Source organism: Microbacterium sp. cf332 (assembly GCF_900102175.1).
In the GTDB taxonomy this organism is placed as follows: Bacteria; Actinomycetota; Actinomycetes; order Actinomycetales; family Microbacteriaceae; genus Microbacterium.
The window spans coordinates 532,622-550,712 of sequence record NZ_FNKN01000003.1 but is presented as its reverse complement, the minus strand read 5'-3'; the positions used below and the strand labels follow the sequence as shown (position 1 = coordinate 550,712).

Genomic DNA, 18,091 nt, shown 5'->3' with positions numbered 1-18,091 from the left:
GCGCCCGTCTACGGGCGAGGCCGATTCATCTGGCACTTCGCGCCCCCTCACGGTGCTGGCAGCGGCGACTTCTGACAGATGAGACGCCCGAGCACGCGACGCAGCACCGGCAAGGCGACATACTGAGCGCGTGAGAATCGCGATCGCCGGGGCGACCGGCACCGTCGGCAGACATGTTCACCGCTTCGCCTCAGAGCGGGGACACGAGGTGGTGGCGCTTGCGCGGAGCGAAGGGCACGACCTGGTGCACGGGGCCGACCTCGCGCCTGCGCTCGTCGGGGTCGACACGATCGTCGATGTCACCGGAATCCAGACGCTCTCGCGGCACCGGTCGCGGCACTTCTTCGAGACCGTCGCGGGCAACCTGCACCGGGCGGGCACCGCCGCGGGCGTGAAGCATCTCGTGGCTCTGTCGATCGTCGGCATCGACGGCGTCGATGCCTCCTACTACGGCGGCAAGCTCGCGCACGAGCGGGCCGTCGAGCGCGGGCCGCTCCCGCACACCATCCTGCGGGCAGCCCAGTTCCACGAGTTCACCGAGCAGACGCTCGAACGGGGCAAGGTCGGCCCGGTGTCGGTGGTTCCCGCCGCCCGCGTACGCCCGATAGCGGCCGCCGAGGTCGCGGACCGTCTCGTGACGCTGGCCGAGGGCGAGCCGATCGGGCGTGCGCGCGACCTGACCGGTCCGCGTGACGAGCTGCTCATCGACATGACGCGAGCGCTGCTCAATGCCCGCGGCATCCGCCGGACCACGATCGAGATGCGGCTTCCCGGATCGTTCGGTCGAGCGATGTCGTCGGGCCGCCTGCGCGGACACGCGAACGCCGACCGCGGCACCATCACCTTCGCCGATTGGCTCGCCGCGAACGCTTGACGCACGATCACGGCGGGGCTCCGCCCCCGACAGCTCAGGTCACAGACCCACCGCGCGACGCCAGGAACGCCGCGTTCGCCCGCAGCGCGGGCTTGTAGCGCTCGAGCTCGTCGGCATCGACATGGTCGGCGAGAAGCACGAGCAGTCCAGCGAGCGCGTCGTCGGTCCGGCCCGCGGCATGCAGGCTGAGCGCCTCGAACGCGCCGAGCGACACCGACGACGGGAACTCGTCGCGCCCGCGCGCGAAGGCCGCCAGCGACTCATCGACACGTCCGAGATTGCGCAGGGTGCTGCCGTACTGCAACAGGCAGCGCCGACGGATGTCACCCGCGAGCCCTGTGGCAAGCGCGCGCTCGTACAGGCCGACGGCCTCGCTCTCGTCGCCTGCTGTGTCATCGGCGCCGGCGAGCTCGTAGGTGACGCGTGCGTCGTCGGGATGCTGTTCGTGCAGCGGCAGCAGCGCGGCGATGGTCGGCGCCATGTCGTCGCGATCGCGCTCGGCGAAGATCCGGTCGAGCTCGGCGTACAGGTCGTCCACGATGACCATCCTCCAGTGCAGCAGCGCAAGACTAGCACAAGATATGTTGCGCAATATCTCTTGTCCTTCTATCGTGAAGACATGACACCCGACGGCCGGCCCGCCTCCCGACTCGAGAGCGCCACCGCGATGCGCGCGCTCGCACACCCGACGCGACTGCGCTTGCTGACGCTCCTCCGCGAGCACGGGCCACAGACCGCAGCCCAGCTCGGCGATGTCGTCGACGAGGCTCCCGGAACCGTGAGCTACCACCTCGGCAAACTCGCCGCGGTCGAACTGATCGAACCCGCCGAGACACGAAGCTCGGACAAGCGCGAGCGCTGGTGGCAGGCCACCGCGGCCCTCACGAGCTGGGAGCCGTCCGAACAGCTCTCGGATCCGGCCCGACGGGCGGCGTCCGCGTCGCTTGAGAAATCGATCGCGCAGGTCTACGCCGCCCGGTACAGCGAGTACGTCGACGCGATGCCGACCTTCCCGGTCGAATGGGTCGCCGCCGGAACGACCGGCGACCGCACGCTCCGCCTCACACTCGAAGAGCTGAGCGCCATGAAGACCGAACTCGAGTCTCTCGTCGAACGATGGGTCGACACGGCGGCGCGTCGCGACCACGACGACGGCGGGCCCGCTGTGCCGGTCGCACTCGTCTATCAGGCCTACCGCCGGCCGTGATTGCCCCACCGTCGCCGGCGAGCACCGTCGGCGATCCGTCTGGCGACCCCCGACAGCACCGCCGAGCCTCCCGAGCCTTGTATGCGCTGCTGTCGGCGCACGCTGTGTCGCAGACCGGCAACGTCATCACCGCCTTCGCGATCCCCTTCTACGTTTTGTCGACGGGCGGCTCGGGCATCGAGGTCGGCTTGGCTGCTTTCGCCGCAACCACGCCCGTCATCCTCGGTGGAGTCTTCGGAGGGGTCGTCGTCGACCGCGTCGGGGGCCGCCGCACCGCGGTCGTCGCCGACGTCATGAGCGGGGTGACCGTTCTCGCCATCCCCGCGCTCGCCCTGACCGTGGGCCTGCCCTTTTGGGCGCTGCTGCTCATCGTCTTCGCCAGCGGGATGCTCGACACTCCGGGCCAGATCGCGCGCCGCGTCCTACTGCCCGAGCTCACCGCGGCCGCCGGCATCCGGATCGAGCGGAGCGTCGGACTCCTCGACGGATCAGAGCGACTATCCAAGCTGATCGGCGCATCGATCGCCGGCGCGCTCGTCGCCCTCCTCGGGCCGACGATCGCGCTGGTGACGAATGCCGCGGCGTTCTTCATCTCCGCCACCGTGACGCGAGCGATGGTCCCCGCGACGGCAGCCCGCGTGCCCACCGACAGCGACGCCGTCACACAGAACGCACAATCGTCGTACTGGCACGAACTGCGCGACGGGTTTCGCTTCGTCCTACGCGATCCGCTCATGCGACTCATCGTCGGCATGGTGCTCATCACGAACCTGCTCGACGCGGCCCGCGGATCGACCCTGCTGCCGCTGTACGCGAATGCCGAGCTCGGCGGCGCCGCGGCGCTCGCGGTCATCGTCGCGGTCATGGGCGGATGCGCACTGCTCGGCAACATCACGTTCGGATTCGTCGCGCACCGGATGCCGCGGCGCCTGACGTTCACTATCTGCTTCCTCATCGCCGGCGGTCCGTCGAGCGCTGCCTTCGCACTCGCGGCCCCGCTTCCCGTCCTGCTCGCGGTGGTGGCGGTGTCGGGACTTGCGGCCGGCGCACTCAACCCGATCCTCGGCGCCGTTCAGCTCGAGCGCGTTCCCGCTCCCCTGCGCGGCCGGGTCTTCGGGCTGCTGAACGCCGGGACGTGGGCCGGTGTCCCGCTCGGCGCTCTGATGGGCGGAATCCTCGCCGACGGCGTCGGTCTCCTCGTCGCATTCGGGCTCATCGCGGTCGTGTATACGCTCGCGACCCTGTCGCCTCTCGCCGGGGGATCGTGGCATCTGATGGACCGCCGCCGGCCCCGTGACACCGCACCTTAAGCCCCCGGCGGCGTGCTCGCACGTCGTTCCCGGTGGGGGCCCCACTCGTGTTGACTGCCGTGATGAGCAATTGGGCCGAGACCGTCATGTGGTGGCACGTGTACCCGCTGGGCTTCACCGGGGCGCCGATCCGACCCGACGACAGCGACGGCATCGACGATGCGTCGGCGGATGCCGACAACGCGGGCGGGCACGTCGAGCACCGGCTCGGCCGCATCGAGGCGTGGCTCGACCATGCCGTCGAGCTCGGCCTGAACGGGCTGCTGCTGGGGCCGGTGTTCGCCTCGAGCACGCACGGCTACGACACCACCGACTACTTCCGCCTCGACGCCCGCCTCGGCGACGGCCGTGATCTCGACCGTCTCATCGCCGCCGCGCACGACCGCGGCATCCGTGTGCTGTTCGACGGTGTGTTCAACCACGTGGGTCGTGAGCACCCCGCATTCCACGAGCTGGAGAAGCGCGGACCCGAGGCCGACACCGCCGACCTCTTCCGTGTGCGCTGGGACGACTGGCAGACGGGTGATCCGGTCGACGCCGACGTGTTCGAGGGACACGACGCACTCGTCGCGCTGAACCACGACTCCCCCGCCGTCGCCGACCTCGTCGTCGAGGTCATGAACCACTGGCTCGACCGAGGAATCGACGGATGGCGCCTCGATGCCGCTTACGCCGTGCCTCCGGCCTTTTGGGCGCACGTCCTGCCGCGGGTCCGCGCTGCGCATCCCGACGCGTGGTTCCTCGGCGAGGTCATCCACGGCGACGCTCCCCGCATCGTCGAGGAGTCGACGATCGACTCGTTGACGCAGTATGAGCTGTGGCAGGGCATCTGGCACGGCATCGCCGACGGCAACCTGTTCGAGCTGAAGCACGCGATCGAGCGGAACAACGAGCTGCTGCCGGTGTTCGCGCCGCAGACATTCGTGGGGAACCACGACGTCACGCGCATCGCCTCGGCCATCGGCGCGGAACTGGTGCCGCATGCCCTCGCGGTGCTGTTCACCGTGGCGGGCGTGCCCTCGGTGTACGCGGGCGACGAGTACGGCTACGAAGCGGTCAAGGAGGAGCGTCTCGGCGGCGACGATGCGGTGCGTCCCGAGTTCCCCGACGCACCCCCTTCGCCCGACTCGCTGTCGGCGAGCTCGCAGCACATCCTCCGCACGCACCAGCAGCTCATCGCCATCCGCCGGCAGCATCCCTGGCTGCACCGCGCCCACACCGACGTCATCCACATCGACAACACGGCGATGGTGCTGCGGACCGCGACCGGGACGGATGCCGTCGTCACCGCCCTCAACCTCGCCGACGCGCCCGTGACCGTGCCGGTCGCCGATGCGACGCAGCTTCTCGCCGGCGCCGCCGACGACCTCGAGGGCAGCACCGCGTCGCTGCCTGCTCGTGGCTGGGCGGTGCTGTCGGCTCCCTCCTCCTGACGCTCGACCCGACTCGAATGGCTCTTCTCCCGCTCGCGTAGCGACGATTCGCGTCGGGTCGGTGTCCGGCGCCGACGCCGGCGCCGGCGGCCCGGCTCACCGGAAGTCCCGCGACTGGTGCCTCACCCCCACCCGCAGGTCTTCGAACGCGTCGGCGAGGATGTTCACGACGCCCTCGTTCGACCGCTCGAGGATGCCGCGGACGATGAGCGCGGGGCTGTCGCGCACGACCCGGCGGTAACGGTGCCACATGCCCGTCGAGCAGATGACGTTCATCAGCCCGTGCTCGTCTTCGAGGTTGAGGAAGGTGATGCCGGATGCCGTGGCCGGCCGCTGCCGGTGCGTGACGAGTCCGGCGATCTCGACTCGACGGCCGGTTTCGTGCTCGCGCAGATCGGTCGCGGTCAGCACCCCGCGGGCGTCGAGCTGCGAGCGGTAGTGGGTCATCGGATGATCGTCGGGCGAGATGCCCGTCGCCCACAGGTCGGAGGCGAGCACGTCGTAGCTCGACTGATCGGTGAACAGCGGCGGCTGCACGGCGATGAGCGAGTCGGGCAGGTACTCGATCCGGTCCTGCGCGGCCGATCCCGCCAGCCAGATCGCCTCGCGGCGGGTGTGGCCGAAGCACTCGAGCGCCCCCGCGGTGGCGAGCGCCTCGAGCTGCGTCGTGTCGGCGCCCGTGCGCCGCACGAGGTCGCGCATGTCGCGGTAGGGACCGGATGCCTCGCGCTCGGCGACGATCCGCTCGGCGAATCTCTTGCCGATGCCGGTGACCGCGGCGAGCCCCAACCGCACGGCGAAGCCGCCGTCGCGGCGATGCGCCGCCGACTCGTCGGGGGCGGTGATGTCGAAGACCGGCACGGGAGGCTGCTCGCCGAGGCAGCTGTCGAGTCCCGTCGGTCCCGGCCGCCCCGCCTCACCCGACACGGATTCGAGCACGGCCTCGAGCACGGCCTCGGCGCCCGAGAGCTGCAGGTCGGGGCGCCGCACCTCGACCCCATGGCGGCGGGCGTCGGCCGCGAGCGTCGCCGGCGAGTAGAACCCCATCGGCTGCGCGCGCAGCAGTCCGGCGAGGAACGCGGCCGGGTAGTGCAGCTTGATCCACGAGCTCGCGTACACCAGCAGCCCGAACGACAGCGAGTGGCTCTCGGCGAAGCCGAAGTTCGCGAATGCCTGGATCTTCGCGTAGATGTCGTCGGCCTCAGCACCGACGAGCCCGTTCTCGGCCATGCCGTCGTAGAGCTTCTGCTTGAGCGAGTCGATGCGTTCGATGCCGCGCTTCGAACCCATCGCGCGGCGCAGCAGGTCGGCATCCTCTCCTGAGAGCCCGCCGATGACCATGCCCATCTGCATCAGCTGCTCCTGGAAGACCGGCACACCGAGCGTGCGCTCGAGCACGGGCTTGAGCTTCTCGTGCGGGTACGTCGTCGTCTCGTAGCCGAGCTTGCGCCGCACGTACGGGTGCACGGCGCCACCCTGGATGGGCCCGGGTCGGATGAGCGCGATCTCGATCACGAGGTCGTAGAACCGGCGCGGCTGCAGGCGCGGCAGCAGCCCCATCTGCGCGCGGGACTCGACCTGGAACACCCCGATCGAGTCGGCCCGGCACAGCATGTCGTAGACCGCGGCCTCTTCTTTCGGCAGGGTCGACAGCTCGAACACCTCACCCGTCGAGCCCTCGATGAGGTCGAAGCAGTACTGCAGGGCGGCGAGCATCCCGAGGCCGAGCAGATCGAACTTCACCAGTCCCATCCACGCGGCGTCGTCCTTGTCCCACTGGATGACGGTGCGGTCCTGCATGCGGGCGTGCTCGATCGGCACGACCTCGCCGACGGGCCGATCGGTCAGCACCATGCCGCCCGAGTGGATGCCCAGGTGCCGCGGGGCTTTCAGCAGCTCGGCGGCGTAGACGAGCACCCGCTCGGGGATGTCGTGGTCGGGACCGGTGTCGAGAGTCGCCCCCCAGCGCTCGACCTGCTTCGACCAGGCGTCCTGCTGGCCGGGTGAGTGCCCGAGGGCCTTCGCCATGTCTCGTACGGCGTTCTTCGGCCGGTACTGGATGACGTTGGCGACCTGCGCCGCACGCTCGCGGCCATAGGTGGTGTAGACCCACTGGATGATCTCCTCGCGCCGGTCGGAGTCGAAGTCGACGTCGATGTCGGGCTCCTCCTCGCGCAGCGCCGAGAGGAAGCGCTCGAACGGCAGCCGGTAGTAGATGGAGTCGATCGCGGTGATGTCGAGCAGGTAGCAGACGGCGCTGTTCGCCGCCGATCCCCGCCCCTGGCACAGGATGCCGCGACGCCGCGCCTCTTGCACGATGCCGTAGACGATGAGGAAGTAGCCGGGGAAGTCCTTCTGCTCGATGACGGCCAGCTCCCGTTCGATGCGGTCGCGGTCTTCGGGCGGCAGGCCGGGATACTTGCGCGGCACCGCCTCCCACACGATCTGTCGCAGCCACGACATCGGCGTGTGCCCCTCGGGCACGGGGAGCTTCGGCAGGGCGGGCTTGGCCCGGCGCAGGGGGAAGGCGAGCTCGTCGGCGACGGTGACGGTGCGCGCCACGGCCCCGGGGTATCGACGGAAACGCCGTGTCATCTCGGCGCCGGAGCGCAGGTGCGCCCCGGCATGCGACGGCAGCCAGCCGTCGAGCTCGTCGAGCCCGCGGTTGGCTCGTACGGCGGCGATCGCGGCAGCGAGGTGCGCTCGCTCGGGAACTGCGTAGTGCACGTTGTTCGTCGCGAGGATCGGCAGGCCCCGCTCTCGGGCGAGCCCGGCGAGGATGTCGTTGTGCCGCGAGTCCAGCGGCTCGCCGTGGTCGGTCAGCTCGACCTCGACGGCGTCGCGGCCGAAACGCGCCACCAGAGCGTCCAGCTCGGAGGCGGCGGCATCCGCTCCCCGATCGATGAGCGCACGCCGCACCGCGCCCTTGCGGCACCCGGTGAGGATCGCCCACTGTCCACCGGCGATGTCGGCCAGATCGTCGAGTCGGTAGCGGGGCTTGCCCTTCTCGGCTCCGGCGAGCTGTCCCTGCGTGAGCGCGCTCGCCAGCCGGTGGTAGCCCTCTTCGCCGCGGGCGAGCACGAGCAGGTGCTCCCCCGGCGGGTCGGCCTCGTTGCGGGCCGCGCCGACGCGCTGGGGCAGGTCGAGCGACAGCTCGGCGCCGAACACGGTCTTCACGGACAGCTGCTCGGCGGCCTCGGCGAAACGGACGATGCCGTAGAAGCCGTCGTGGTCGGTGACGGCGAGGGCGTGGAGGCCCAGCCGCTCGGCCTCTTCGGCGAGCTCCTCGGGTGAGGATGCGCCGTCGAGGAACGAGTACGACGTGTGCGCGTGCAGCTCGGCGTACGGCACGGCGTCGTCGGGTCGCTCGATGCTCGGCGCCGAATACGTGCCGCGCTTACGCGACCATGCGGGGCTGTCGCCGCCGTCCGCCCCCGGGGGCGCGCTCGGCGCCCGGTTGCCGCTGAGCAGCCGCTCGATCTCGGACCACGGCACCGAGGGGTTGTTGAAGCCCATCAGTCGTACCGCCCCTCGACCGACCATTCGCCGCCATCGCACACCAGCAGCCACGCGGTCTGAGTGGCGTCGACCACCTGGAACCGATGCGCCCGCCGCGCGCGCGCCGCATCCCATTCGCGCTCGATCACCGGCCAGGGACCAGCCCACGAGCGGATGCCGCGCGACCCGGATGCCGATACCAGGGCCGCGGGCGTCGCCGTCAGCTCGCCGCGACCGTCGACCGCCACCATGTCGCCCTCACGGTCGACGACGGCCAGCGGCAGGGCGCGCTCGAACACCGTGGCGGGCAGGGGGTCGGGCATGCTCCCCGGCCAGGGCCGTTCGCGGGAGCTCGTCACGGGCCGGTCGCCCCAGGGCACGAGCACCTGCCGCTCGATGAGCCACCGCCCGCCTCCGACGACGGGGGTCACCACCCCCGTGTGCCCGAGCATCGCCTGCACGCGCGACAGGGCGTGGTGCACCCGCTGCTCGGGACCGGAGCCGAACAGCGAGACGGCGTGATGGGAGGCCGCATCGACCGATTCGGGCTCGATCTTCACCCGTGCGACACCGCTCGTGAGCTTGCCGCTCTCGGCCAGCTGCCATCGCACCCGGTCGACCACGGCGGCGGCGTCGAACGTGCCGGGATGCAGCCAGACGCGGTTGCTGGTCTCGCCCCGGTCGCCGGTGAGGATGACCCGCAGCTCGGTGCAGACGAGATCGACCGCCCCGAGACCGGCGATGAACTCCTCTGCGGCGACCCTCATGCCGAATGCGACCTGATCGGCGAGATCGAGGGGCGGTTCGAACGCGACCTCGCGGTGCAGCTCGGGGGGCGGGGTGCGCGGGACGACAGGGCGGGAGTCGGCTCCGGCTGCGAGCCCGTGCAGTCGGACGCCACGGGGTCCGAACCGCTCGACGAGACGCTCGGGGTCGATCGCGGCCAGATCGCCGAGGGTCTGCACCCCGAGCCGGGCGAACAGGTCGACCGTGTCGTCGTCGAGCACGGCGATCGTCAGCGGCGCCAGGAACTCCGCCGACCGCCCGGCTTCGACCACGCGGATGGGCCGTTCGGGACGCGTGCTCATCCGGGCCGCCTGCTGAGCCGTGAAGGGCCCGTCGGCGACGCCGGCCCGCACGTCGAGGTCGCCCTCGGCCGCCGCGGCCAGCAACGCGCCGGCTGCCTCGGTCTCACCGCCGTAGAAGCGCGCCGGACCGCGCACCCGCAGCGCGCACAACCCCGCCTCGAGCACCTGCACGCCCGGAGCCATCTCTTCGAGGCGGGCGACGATCGGTGCGAACTGCCGGTGGTCTCGCACCGCGTCGGCCTCCGCGACCAGCAGTCCGGGGCATCGCGCCTGCGCGTCGCGTCGCCGCTGCCCCCGGGAGACGCCGTCGGCGCGGGCCGACGCCGAGCAGGCGACGACCATGCCCTTCTCGAACACCGCGATCGGCGCGTTCGCGTCGCCGCCGCTGTCTCGCACGAACGCCACGACCGGCCAGTCGGGCACCCAGACGACGAGGCTGCGCACCGGCGCCTTCACGCTCTGCTCGGTCATGTCAGACCGCCCGGCGCATCGGGATCGGCTCGGCGACCGGCGTGCCCGCGAAGGCGCGCTCGTGCGGGGCGGCCGAGATCGCCCCATCGGGTGCGGGAAGCAGCATCCGCGCCGAGCGGGGCACGGGGAACCGCCGGCTCGACACGGTGACCGTCAGCTCGCGGTCGCTGAGGTAGCCATCACCGTCGCCCAGCCCAGACCACCGCGGATCGGCGACATCGAGCATGGCTTCGGTCTGCGGCCACGGCCCCTGCACGAGCAGCACCGTTCCGCGGTCGCGCAGCCGGCCGGCGAGCTTGGCGATGTCGGAGTCTTTCGCCCGTTCGGGCGGACGCACGGCGACGACGGGGAGCACATCGGCGATCGTCGCGGTGACGGCGAGCCAGCGTGCGCCCGGATCGGGGATCAGCACCACGCGAGACAGATCGACCCCGGCGTGCTCCGCGGCCTCGGCACCGAATCCCGGCATGCCGATCACGCCGCACCACGAGCCGGTCTGCGAGGGCTGCGCGAGCAGCGCGAACAGCAGCGAAGACGACGAGCCGAGCGAATAGGCGGCGCCGGGCCGCAGCCCCCGCCCGGGCAGCAGTCCGGCCAGGGCAGGATGAGTCGGCAGCACCGGAGCGTCGAGGCGGCGCCCCTGCATCCGTTCCATCTGCGCGCGCAGTCGCTGCACGTCCTCGGCGGCAGCGGGATTGCGCATGATCGACCTCACTCAGCAAGGGTAGAACATATGTTCTAGACCATCAATGTCGAGATCGAAGATACGACCGACTTGCGACATCCGCTCCGCGTCGGCGTGAGGCCCGCTACCGCTGCTACCCGTATCCCCCGGGGCTGGCGAAGCGTATGGTCACAAGCATGTGGACAGTACTTGTGATCTTGATCATCGTGTGGGTGGTGCTGTCGATCGTGGGGTTCGCGTTCGAGGGGCTGCTCTGGCTAGGAATCATCGGCGTCGTGTTGACCATCGGAACCCTCGTGTTCGGGATCATCCGGCAGCGTGCGAGACGCCGCCCCTGACACCGGAGCAGTCTCAGGGTCCGGTTTCCGCACACGGATCAGGAGCACGCCAGGACGGACGGTGATGCGCGCAGCAGTGACGTGACCGAAGCTGTCACCGTCGAGCTGCACCACACGCGGAACCTCGAACGTGGCCTCGAATACCCGACCCCGCGCATAGGCGAGCGAGTGGAGCTCCGGAGCCCGAGCAAGGATGCGGCGGGTGAAGCGCGATCGCCGCGCGGCTCCTTGCAGCGTCAGACGGGAACCGATCCCGGCCCATCCGAGCCGGCCGCGCGGTCGCATCATCACCACATCCAAGAACCCGTCATCGATGCTCGCCCGCGGAATGAGCAGCATGTTTCCGGCGAGCGTTCCGCAATTGCCGACGATGACGGTGTGCGCCCGAGCGGTGCGCGACCGGCTCCCGTCGATCCGGTAGTCGATGCGGAACAGCCGGTTGGCAAGGACGGATCGCGCGATCGGCGAGACGTACGCGAGCCACCCGAGATGCTTCTTCGCACGAGCATTCGTGTTGGCAGCCATGTCCGCATCGAGCCCGATCCCCGCCATCACGACGAAAGCGTGCGAGGTCCACTCGCCGTCGGAGTCGCTGAGATCGGCGACAGCCACATCGATGCGCCGCTCGCACCCGGAGAAGGCCGCCGACACCGCCGTATCGAGATCAGCGAGAGCAACGCCCAGTTCACGGGCGAGGAGGTTCCCCGTCCCGGCGGGGATGAGCACGACGGGCACGCCGGTGCCCTGCAGGACCCCCGCCGCGGCACGGACCGTTCCATCGCCGCCCGCGACCAGCACCACGGCCGGCTTGTCGTCCACGGCATCCTGAGCGGCCCCGCGCCCAGAGTCCTCCGCCTGGGTCGGATACCACCGGGTCGGTGCCCAACCCGCCGCGCACCCATGAGCCGTGACGATCTGGCGAAGCCGTTCGACGTCTACTTTTCCGGGATGGAAGACCACCGCCGCGTGGGGTGCGCTCCTCCCCGAATCCTGGCTCACCGAGAGACGCCGCCCCCTACTGCGGACCACCCCTCGATCTGGACGCGGTACGCGTCGGCGCGCTGCCGAGCCGCGTCGCCCTCGACCGGCGGCGCGGTGAAAACCACCGTCTCCGCCAGAGTCGCGACCGCCGCGGCCCGCTCGAGCTCCCGTGCCGCGAACGTGCGTGCGCTGTCGTCCGATGCCTCCCTCTCGCTTCGGACCCGTTCACTGATCTCCGCCAGTCTCAACGCGATCAACTCCGCGAGGCCGTCACGTAGCTCCTCCAGCGTCGTGTTGTGGATCTCCAGACGCCGATCCGAGACAGTCAGCACGACATCGGGATAGCCGGAACGCGCCAACAGCTCGCGTGTGGACCCGCCGAGAACGTCTCGGATCTCCTCTTTCCCCGGACGCCGGGTGAACACCGCCTCCACGGTGTACCGCGCGGGCGGGTCGTCGGTCATCAAGCCGGTGGGAAGCGACCCCACCAACACGGAGTCGAGGCCGAGATTGTGGGTGGAGGGAGCTTCGTGGTGTGAATATGCGCTCATGACCGGACGTTACGCCTCCCAGATGTGAGGCTCACAGGTTGCCGACCGCGAGAGGCCGGGACGGGCTGGGCGTGGCAGGTTGGATCACGTGAACGTTTCCGACGCCCTGCCCGTCACCACGCGCCCCTATCGGGCTGCCGACGCCGCCGCGACGCTCACCGTCTTCACCGAAGCGATCACCCAGACTGCGGCAGCGCATTAAACCGCGCAGCAGATCGAGGCGTGGGCTCAGCCCGGACGTCGCGACCTCCCCTCGTGGAACGATGCCATGAGCGGCCGCGCGACAGTCGTCGCTGTCGCGGGCGAGGAGGTGGTGGGGTTTTCGGACGTCGACGGCGACGGCTACATCGACATGCTGTTCGTCTCCCCGCGGCACCTGCGTCGCGGAATCGCGCGAACCCTGCTCTGTTTCATCGAGCAGCGGGCCCGGTCAGCGGCGACGCCCGAGCTCACTTCCGACGTCAGCATCGCCGCTCGGCCCTTCTTCGAGAGCGTCGGATTCCGCGTCGTCCGCGAGCAGCATCCGGTCAAAGAGGGGGTCGAGCTGACGAATTACCGGATGCGGAAGGCGCTCTCTCCGCCCTCGTCCGCGACACTCTGATTCCCGGCCTTCGCGAGCACGGCGGCGAGCCCCTGCCGCAGATCGTCGACGAAGGCGCCGGGCATCTCGAGCGACGGGAAGTGCCCGCCGCGCTCCGCTTCTCGCCACCGGACGATGTTTCGGAAGCGCTGCGCCGCCCACGGACGGGGGTGCTTCTCGATGTCGTGGGGATACGTCGTGAGAGCGGCTGGCACGTCGACACGGAGGTGGGGGTCGAGCGACTGGTGGCTCTCGAAGTAGATGCGCGCCGCTGACGCACCTGTGCGCGTCAGCCAGTAGAGCGTCACGTTGTCGAGCAGCCGGTCGCGCGTGATGCTCTCGAAGGGGGTGTCGACCGTGTCCGTCCACTCGGAGAACTTCTCCAGTATCCACGCGAGCAAGCCCAGCGGAGAGTCGACCAGCGCGTAGCCGATGGTCTGCGGCGACGTCGCCATGACCTTCGCGTAGGCGAGTCGGTTTTCTTCGAACGCGCGCGTCTCGTCGACCCACCGCCGCTCGGTCGCGTCGAGACCATCGATGCTGAGACCCGGCGGACTTTGCGGCGTGGTCGTGTGCATCCCGATCACATGGCTCGGAAACCGTCCGGCGAGCGCGATCGTGATGGGACCGCCCCAGTCGCCGCCGTGCGCCAGGAACCGGTCGTAGCCCAGGCGTGCCATGAGCTGGATCCACGCTGCGGCGATCCGCTCGGTGCCCCATCCGGATTCATCGGGCTTGTCGGAGTAGCCGTATCCCGGCAGCGACGGCGCCACGACATGGAAGGCCGGAAGGGTCGGCTCGTTCGGCTCTGCGAGGTCATCGATCACGTCGACGAACTCGGCGACACTGCCCGGCCAGCCGTGCGTCATGATCAACGGCACCGCATCGGGGCGCGACGACCGGCGGTGAAGGAAATGGATGCCGAGGCCGTCGACGACCGTGCGGAACTGACCGATCTCGGCGAGACGCCGCTCGAACGGGCGCCAGTCGTAGGCCGTTCGCCAGTAGTCGATGAGGCTGGCGACGTCGGCGAGCGGCGGACCCTGCTGCCAGCGCTCCCGCCCGCCGGCGTCGAGCCGCGTGGTCTCGCGTTCGGGCAGACGGGCCGCGCCCAGGCGCGCACGCAGGTCGTTGAGCTCGGCATCCGTCACCTGCGGAGTGAACGGCGATACCGACTCTGACGGGTGGGAAGCGGTCATGTTCACTCCATTCGTCGCAGCACGCGGGCGCGAACCGTCATAGCCGGTTCTACCAGAGATCCACACCTAATGGAACCGGCTATGGTGGTGCCATGTCAGACGACTTTCCCGAGTTCCGGATCGGCTCGGTGCTGGCGACGAGCTTCACGGGCACGCTGACCGAGCGGCACGGCGCCAGAGTCGAGCGCATTCCCACACCAGCTCGACTGCAGGCCTGGTTCGACGAGTTCGATCTGGCGGTCGCGCAGTGCTCGGCGTCGGACCTCGATCGGGCCTACGTCCTGCGCGAGGCGATCCATGCGGCCGCGACGGCGCGCGCTCAGGATGCGACGTTGCCGCCAGACGCGGTGGCACAGATCAACGAGTTCAGTGCACGCGGCACGGCGAGCTCGGTGCTGACCGATGCCGGCGAACGGCGCTGGCACCTCGGCTCCCCCGCCACGGTCGACGCCGCACTGGGGGTCGTCGCCGCGGATGCGGTGGACATCATCTCCGGCGCGCGACCCGGCGCGCTTGCTCTGTGCGCCTCACCGACCTGTCGTGCGGCGTTCTTCGACGCCAGCAGGAGCCGCACTCGACGGTGGTGCGACATGAACACGTGCGGCAACCACGCGAAGAAGGCCCGCTTACGCGCGAAGCACACATGAGCGGAACGACGTCACACGTCACGCGCTCTGAGGACGACGAGAGCGCCGAGGGTCGTCCCTAGGGAAAAGATCGCCATGATCCCGAGCCCCACCAGCGGCGGCATCCCGCTCGTCGTCGCGACCGCATAAGAGGCCTGGCCAGCCGTCGTGGGCCAATACGTCCCCGCGAACTCACCCAGAGCCCCGGGCATCCCCGGGGCGAGAGCGGGCACGAGAAGCGCGACCGTCACGATGATCGCGAGCGCACCGGAGGAGCTTCGTGTGATGATGCCGAACCCGAGGCCGAGGACGGCCGTGAGAACGAGGTACACGATGGCGCAGGCGATGGCCCGAGCAGTATCAGGATCATCGAGCGCCGACAGGGGCAGACCGGCCGTAGCGAGCGCGGCTTGAGTGGCGCCGAAGCTGCCTGCCACCGCTGCGACCGCGACGACCATGCCGATGAGCGCCGAAACCGCCAGCTTCGACGCCAACAGGGCCCCGCGCCGGGGCACGATGGCGAGGCTCGTGATGATCTGCCCCGAGCCGTATTCACTGGTGATGGCCTGCGCACCGATGGTCGCGAGAAGGATCTGACCGACGAGGATGCCCTTGAAGCTGATGCCGGTGGGGTCGAAATCGGTCGGGAGGGCGGTCTGCCCATCGGCCACGAGCCCACTGACCCCCAGCAGGCTGACCATCACCGTCACGACGACTGCCGAGGCAGCGAGGATCCACGTGCTGTGGACGCTGCGCGCTTTGATCCACTCGGAAGCGAAGAGGTTCATGTCAGGCGGCCTTCTGCTCGATCGTGGTCATGGCGAGAAACGCATCTTCGAGCGAATCCCGAACAAGGGTGAGCTCGAACACCTCGGCGTCGGAAGCGGCGGCGATGCGGCCGACACTCTCCGTCGTCACTCCCGCGACGATGAGGACGTCGGTGCGATCGGCGTCTGCCCGCACCAGGAAGCCGGCTCGCATGAGCGCATCACGCAGGACCGCGACATCCGGAGTGCGCACGCGAACATGCTCGTTCGTGTGCGAGGCGATGAAGTCGTCCAGGGCCTGGTCTGCGAGCAGGCGACCGCGGTTGATGACGACGAGGCGGTCCGCGGTGAGTTGCATCTCACCCATCAGGTGGCTCGAGAACAGCACCGATCGGCCTTCCGCAGCGAGCTCGCGCATCAGGGATCGAGCCCAGCGGATGCCTTCGGGGTCGAGGCCGTTGAGGGGTTCGTCGAAGATGACGATGCCGGGGTCGCCGATCAACGCGGTAGCGATCCCCAGCCGTTGCTTCATCCCCAGGGAGAAGTCGCCGGCCGGCCGGTTCCCCGCTTCAGCCAGGCCCACCAATTCCAGGACCTCGCCGATCCGTCCCCGCGGCACGCCCCCGGCGCGCGCGACGGACGCCAGATGATCCACGGCCGTACGCCGCGGGTGGACGGCACGTGCATCGAGCATGGCTCCGATCACCCGCATCGGATGGTCCAACTCATGCATGCGACGCCCGTTCACGGTCGCGGCGCCGCTCGTGGGTTTATCCAAGCCGAGAAACATGCGGAGGGTGGTGGACTTGCCCGCTCCGTTCGGTCCGAGAAAGCCCGTCACCAGCCCGGGGCGCACGTGGAACGAGAGACCGTCGACGGCGGTGACGGTTCCGTAGCGCTTGACGAGATCGTGAGCTCGGAGAGATACCTCGGTTGTCTTCTGCACGCCAGGTACACTACACCGTGTGGTGTATCCCTGCACTGGTCGGTGTAGAGTTCGGGCTGCGAGGAGAAGGATGACGATGATCGATGCGAGCCCGGTCCGGCGAGGCCAAGAGCAGAAGCGCTCCGCGATACTGACGGCGGCGAGAGAGCTTTTCGTCGAGGTGGGCGTCGAGCGATCGAGTATGGATGCGGTGTCCGCACGCGCGGGTGTGTCCAAGCGCACCGTCTACGACTACTACGGCGACAAGCGGCGGCTCCTGCTCGGAGTCGTCGAGAACGCGGGCGAGACAGCCGTGAGCACCCTCCGCGAGCTGGCCGAGAAGCACCTGCCGGACGCCATCGCGCTCGACGCGCACGGCGGTCTGCACCGGGCCGTGAGCGCGTTCGCTGCCGAACTCGGGGGCTTCCTCGCCACGTCGACGAACTACGCTGCCGCGATCAAGCTGATCTCGGAAAACGAGTCACTCCTGCCCGAGCTCGAGGACCACCCTCTGGACCGAGCGCACGCCGACGTCCTCGCCGAGCGCTTCGCTCACTTCGCGTCCGCGGGCCTGCTCGAGCTCGACGACCCGGGGCTCGCCGCCGAGCATTTCCATGCCCTCACAACGCTCCGGGTTCTCAATGAGCCGGCTCGCCGCCGGACCGATGCCGAGCGGGTTCGACAGATCATGACCGATGGCGCCGACGCGTTCCTGCGCGCCTACGGCCGACAAGCGGAGTAGCGCACGCAGCGACGATCAGGCCGCGAGCGACAGGTAGGGCTCCCAGCGCGGATCGGTGCGTTCGGTGCCCCGCACGGTCCACTGCGGACCGCGCGGCGGCTTCGGCAGCCAGCGCAGCTCCCACCCCATCTCCTGCGGGGTGTGGTCGCTCTTCATGTTGTTGCACCGCAGGCAGCAGGCGACGAGGTTCTCCCACGAGTTGCTGCCGCCGCGCGAGCGCGGCATCACGTGGTCGATGGTCGACGCCGCCTTTCCGCAGTATGCGCAGCGGTGCGCGTCGCGACGCAGCACCCCCCGCCGCGTGACGGGCACTCGTCGCGCATTCGGGATGCGGACGTACCGGGTCAGGACGATGACCGCCGGGCGCTCGTACGTCCCATCGATCCCGAGAACGGGGTCGTGGACGACGTGCTCGACGATCGTCGCCTTGTCGTTCAACACCAGGAGGAGGGCCCGACGGAACGACACCACAGCGAGTGGCTCATACCCGGCGTTCAGTACCAGAGTGCGCATTTCCTGTCCTCACGAACTGCCCTGACGGCTTCAGCGGATGTTCGGTGATCGACGACGCGCACACCGTGCGGGCAGATCCCGCCGGGGTGTGGGCACGAAAAAAGGCGCTGTCATGAAGACAGCGCCTTGAATCACGGCCGAGGCCGCAGTGGTGCACACGATGCCGCAGGACGTAGCGTCCGATCGCATTCACGGTTCGAATGCCTGGTACTGGTCCCATCAGCTCTCCCCTCGGCGTGCGCGAGCGTCGCGTTCAGGGTAATACACCCCCGACCGCTAGAGGTCGCCGGGAGATGAACGGAT

Annotated in this window: 16 protein-coding genes and 1 pseudogene; 7 read left to right on the top strand and 10 right to left on the bottom strand. The window is 69.6% G+C overall.

Going from position 1 to position 18,091, the window contains the following annotated elements:
* Positions 1 to 130 precede the first annotated feature (130 nt).
* Positions 131 to 874 carry an SDR family oxidoreductase gene (locus BLT21_RS14230; protein ID WP_091503243.1) on the top strand — a complete coding sequence of 248 codons (744 nt, stop codon included), beginning with the start codon at positions 131 to 133 and terminating at the stop codon, positions 872 to 874.
* A gap of 34 nt (positions 875 to 908) precedes the next feature.
* Here BLT21_RS14230 and BLT21_RS14225 read toward each other — a convergent pair whose 3' ends face one another.
* Complete coding sequence (locus tag BLT21_RS14225) at positions 909 to 1,415, bottom strand: tetratricopeptide repeat protein (RefSeq protein ID WP_091503519.1); 507 nt, start codon at positions 1,413 to 1,415, stop codon at positions 909 to 911.
* Between the two features lie 78 nt (positions 1,416 to 1,493).
* On the opposite strand from BLT21_RS14225, the gene BLT21_RS14220 reads away from it, so the two are divergent.
* From BLT21_RS14220 to BLT21_RS14210, 3 genes are all read left to right on the top strand, one after another.
* Complete coding sequence (locus BLT21_RS14220) at positions 1,494 to 2,081, top strand: winged helix-turn-helix domain-containing protein (protein ID WP_176786924.1); 588 nt, start codon at positions 1,494 to 1,496, stop codon at positions 2,079 to 2,081.
* Entirely contained in the window at positions 2,078 to 3,391 is a 1,314-nt protein-coding gene (locus BLT21_RS14215; RefSeq protein ID WP_256336090.1) for an MFS transporter, read from the top strand. Before BLT21_RS14220 ends, BLT21_RS14215 begins: the two co-directional genes overlap by 4 nt.
* Before the next feature lie 62 nt (positions 3,392 to 3,453).
* Positions 3,454 to 4,824, top strand: a complete 1,371-nt coding sequence (locus tag BLT21_RS14210; protein ID WP_091503237.1) for an alpha-amylase family glycosyl hydrolase — start codon at positions 3,454 to 3,456, stop codon at positions 4,822 to 4,824.
* Between the two features lie 96 nt (positions 4,825 to 4,920).
* On the opposite strand, the gene BLT21_RS14205 is transcribed toward BLT21_RS14210, so the two are convergent.
* The 5 genes and pseudogenes from BLT21_RS14205 to BLT21_RS14185 form a co-directional block, all read right to left on the bottom strand.
* Positions 4,921 to 8,340, bottom strand: a complete 3,420-nt coding sequence (locus BLT21_RS14205) for an error-prone DNA polymerase (protein ID WP_091503235.1) — start codon at positions 8,338 to 8,340, stop codon at positions 4,921 to 4,923.
* Positions 8,340 to 9,881: a DNA polymerase Y family protein gene (locus BLT21_RS14200; protein WP_091503233.1), complete on the bottom strand. Its 1,542-nt coding sequence runs from the start codon at positions 9,879 to 9,881 to the stop codon at positions 8,340 to 8,342. The genes BLT21_RS14205 and BLT21_RS14200 overlap by 1 nt, the downstream gene beginning before the upstream one ends.
* A 1-nt stretch (position 9,882) precedes the next feature.
* Complete coding sequence (locus BLT21_RS14195; protein WP_091503231.1) at positions 9,883 to 10,584, bottom strand: hypothetical protein; 702 nt, start codon at positions 10,582 to 10,584, stop codon at positions 9,883 to 9,885.
* A gap of 593 nt (positions 10,585 to 11,177) precedes the next feature.
* A pseudogene (locus tag BLT21_RS14190) lies at positions 11,178 to 11,864 on the bottom strand (diacylglycerol kinase family protein); the annotation flags it as partial.
* A gap of 35 nt (positions 11,865 to 11,899) precedes the next feature.
* Positions 11,900 to 12,436 (bottom strand): hypothetical protein, encoded by a 537-nt coding sequence (locus BLT21_RS14185; protein WP_091503227.1) that lies wholly within the window; start codon positions 12,434 to 12,436, stop codon positions 11,900 to 11,902.
* Positions 12,437 to 12,650: 214 nt separating this feature from the next.
* Between BLT21_RS14185 and BLT21_RS15890 the strand changes: the two genes are divergently transcribed.
* Positions 12,651 to 13,037, top strand: coding sequence for a GNAT family N-acetyltransferase (locus BLT21_RS15890; RefSeq protein ID WP_371113457.1), 387 nt, complete (start codon positions 12,651 to 12,653; stop codon positions 13,035 to 13,037).
* On the opposite strand, the gene BLT21_RS14175 is transcribed toward BLT21_RS15890, so the two are convergent.
* Positions 12,989 to 14,215 (bottom strand): epoxide hydrolase family protein, encoded by a 1,227-nt coding sequence (locus tag BLT21_RS14175; RefSeq protein ID WP_091503517.1) that lies wholly within the window; start codon positions 14,213 to 14,215, stop codon positions 12,989 to 12,991. The two genes, BLT21_RS15890 and BLT21_RS14175, sit on opposite strands and share 49 nt — an antisense overlap.
* Before the next feature lie 128 nt (positions 14,216 to 14,343).
* Between BLT21_RS14175 and BLT21_RS14170 the strand changes: the two genes are divergently transcribed.
* The gene (locus BLT21_RS14170; RefSeq protein WP_256336088.1) at positions 14,344 to 14,862 is read left to right on the top strand and encodes a CGNR zinc finger domain-containing protein; all 519 of its coding nucleotides are present in this window, start codon (positions 14,344 to 14,346) and stop codon (positions 14,860 to 14,862) included.
* 11 nt (positions 14,863 to 14,873) lie between these two features.
* Here BLT21_RS14170 and BLT21_RS14165 read toward each other — a convergent pair whose 3' ends face one another.
* Both BLT21_RS14165 and BLT21_RS14160 read right to left on the bottom strand, forming a co-directional pair.
* Positions 14,874 to 15,629, bottom strand: coding sequence for an ABC transporter permease (locus BLT21_RS14165; RefSeq protein ID WP_091503224.1), 756 nt, complete (start codon positions 15,627 to 15,629; stop codon positions 14,874 to 14,876).
* 1 nt (position 15,630) lies between these two features.
* The gene (locus BLT21_RS14160) at positions 15,631 to 16,554 is read right to left on the bottom strand and encodes an ABC transporter ATP-binding protein (RefSeq protein ID WP_091503221.1); all 924 of its coding nucleotides are present in this window, start codon (positions 16,552 to 16,554) and stop codon (positions 15,631 to 15,633) included.
* A gap of 70 nt (positions 16,555 to 16,624) precedes the next feature.
* Here BLT21_RS14160 and BLT21_RS14155 point away from each other — a divergent pair, with 70 nt between their 5' ends.
* Positions 16,625 to 17,275, top strand: a complete 651-nt coding sequence (locus BLT21_RS14155; protein WP_091503220.1) for a TetR/AcrR family transcriptional regulator — start codon at positions 16,625 to 16,627, stop codon at positions 17,273 to 17,275.
* 15 nt (positions 17,276 to 17,290) lie between these two features.
* Here the strand turns inward: BLT21_RS14155 and BLT21_RS14150 are convergent, their stop codons facing one another.
* A complete protein-coding gene (locus tag BLT21_RS14150) occupies positions 17,291 to 17,788 on the bottom strand; it encodes an HNH endonuclease (RefSeq protein WP_091503218.1) in 498 nt (165 codons plus the stop codon).
* Between the last annotated feature and the right edge of the window lie 303 nt (positions 17,789 to 18,091).

Coding starts and splice junctions, on each gene's coding strand:
- BLT21_RS14155 (WP_091503220.1), top strand. CDS start 16,625: ATGACGATGATCGATGCGAGCCCGGTCCGGCGAGGCCAAGAGCAGAAG.
- BLT21_RS14210 (WP_091503237.1), top strand. CDS start 3,454: ATGAGCAATTGGGCCGAGACCGTCATGTGGTGGCACGTGTACCCGCTG.
- BLT21_RS14185 (WP_091503227.1), bottom strand. CDS start 12,436: ATGAGCGCATATTCACACCACGAAGCTCCCTCCACCCACAATCTCGGC.
- BLT21_RS14165 (WP_091503224.1), bottom strand. CDS start 15,629: ATGAACCTCTTCGCTTCCGAGTGGATCAAAGCGCGCAGCGTCCACAGC.
- BLT21_RS14200 (WP_091503233.1), bottom strand. CDS start 9,881: ATGACCGAGCAGAGCGTGAAGGCGCCGGTGCGCAGCCTCGTCGTCTGG.
- BLT21_RS14150 (WP_091503218.1), bottom strand. CDS start 17,788: ATGCGCACTCTGGTACTGAACGCCGGGTATGAGCCACTCGCTGTGGTG.
- BLT21_RS14195 (WP_091503231.1), bottom strand. CDS start 10,584: ATGCGCAATCCCGCTGCCGCCGAGGACGTGCAGCGACTGCGCGCGCAG.
- BLT21_RS14205 (WP_091503235.1), bottom strand. CDS start 8,340: ATGGGCTTCAACAACCCCTCGGTGCCGTGGTCCGAGATCGAGCGGCTG.
- BLT21_RS14175 (WP_091503517.1), bottom strand. CDS start 14,215: ATGACCGCTTCCCACCCGTCAGAGTCGGTATCGCCGTTCACTCCGCAG.
- BLT21_RS14220 (WP_176786924.1), top strand. CDS start 1,494: ATGACACCCGACGGCCGGCCCGCCTCCCGACTCGAGAGCGCCACCGCG.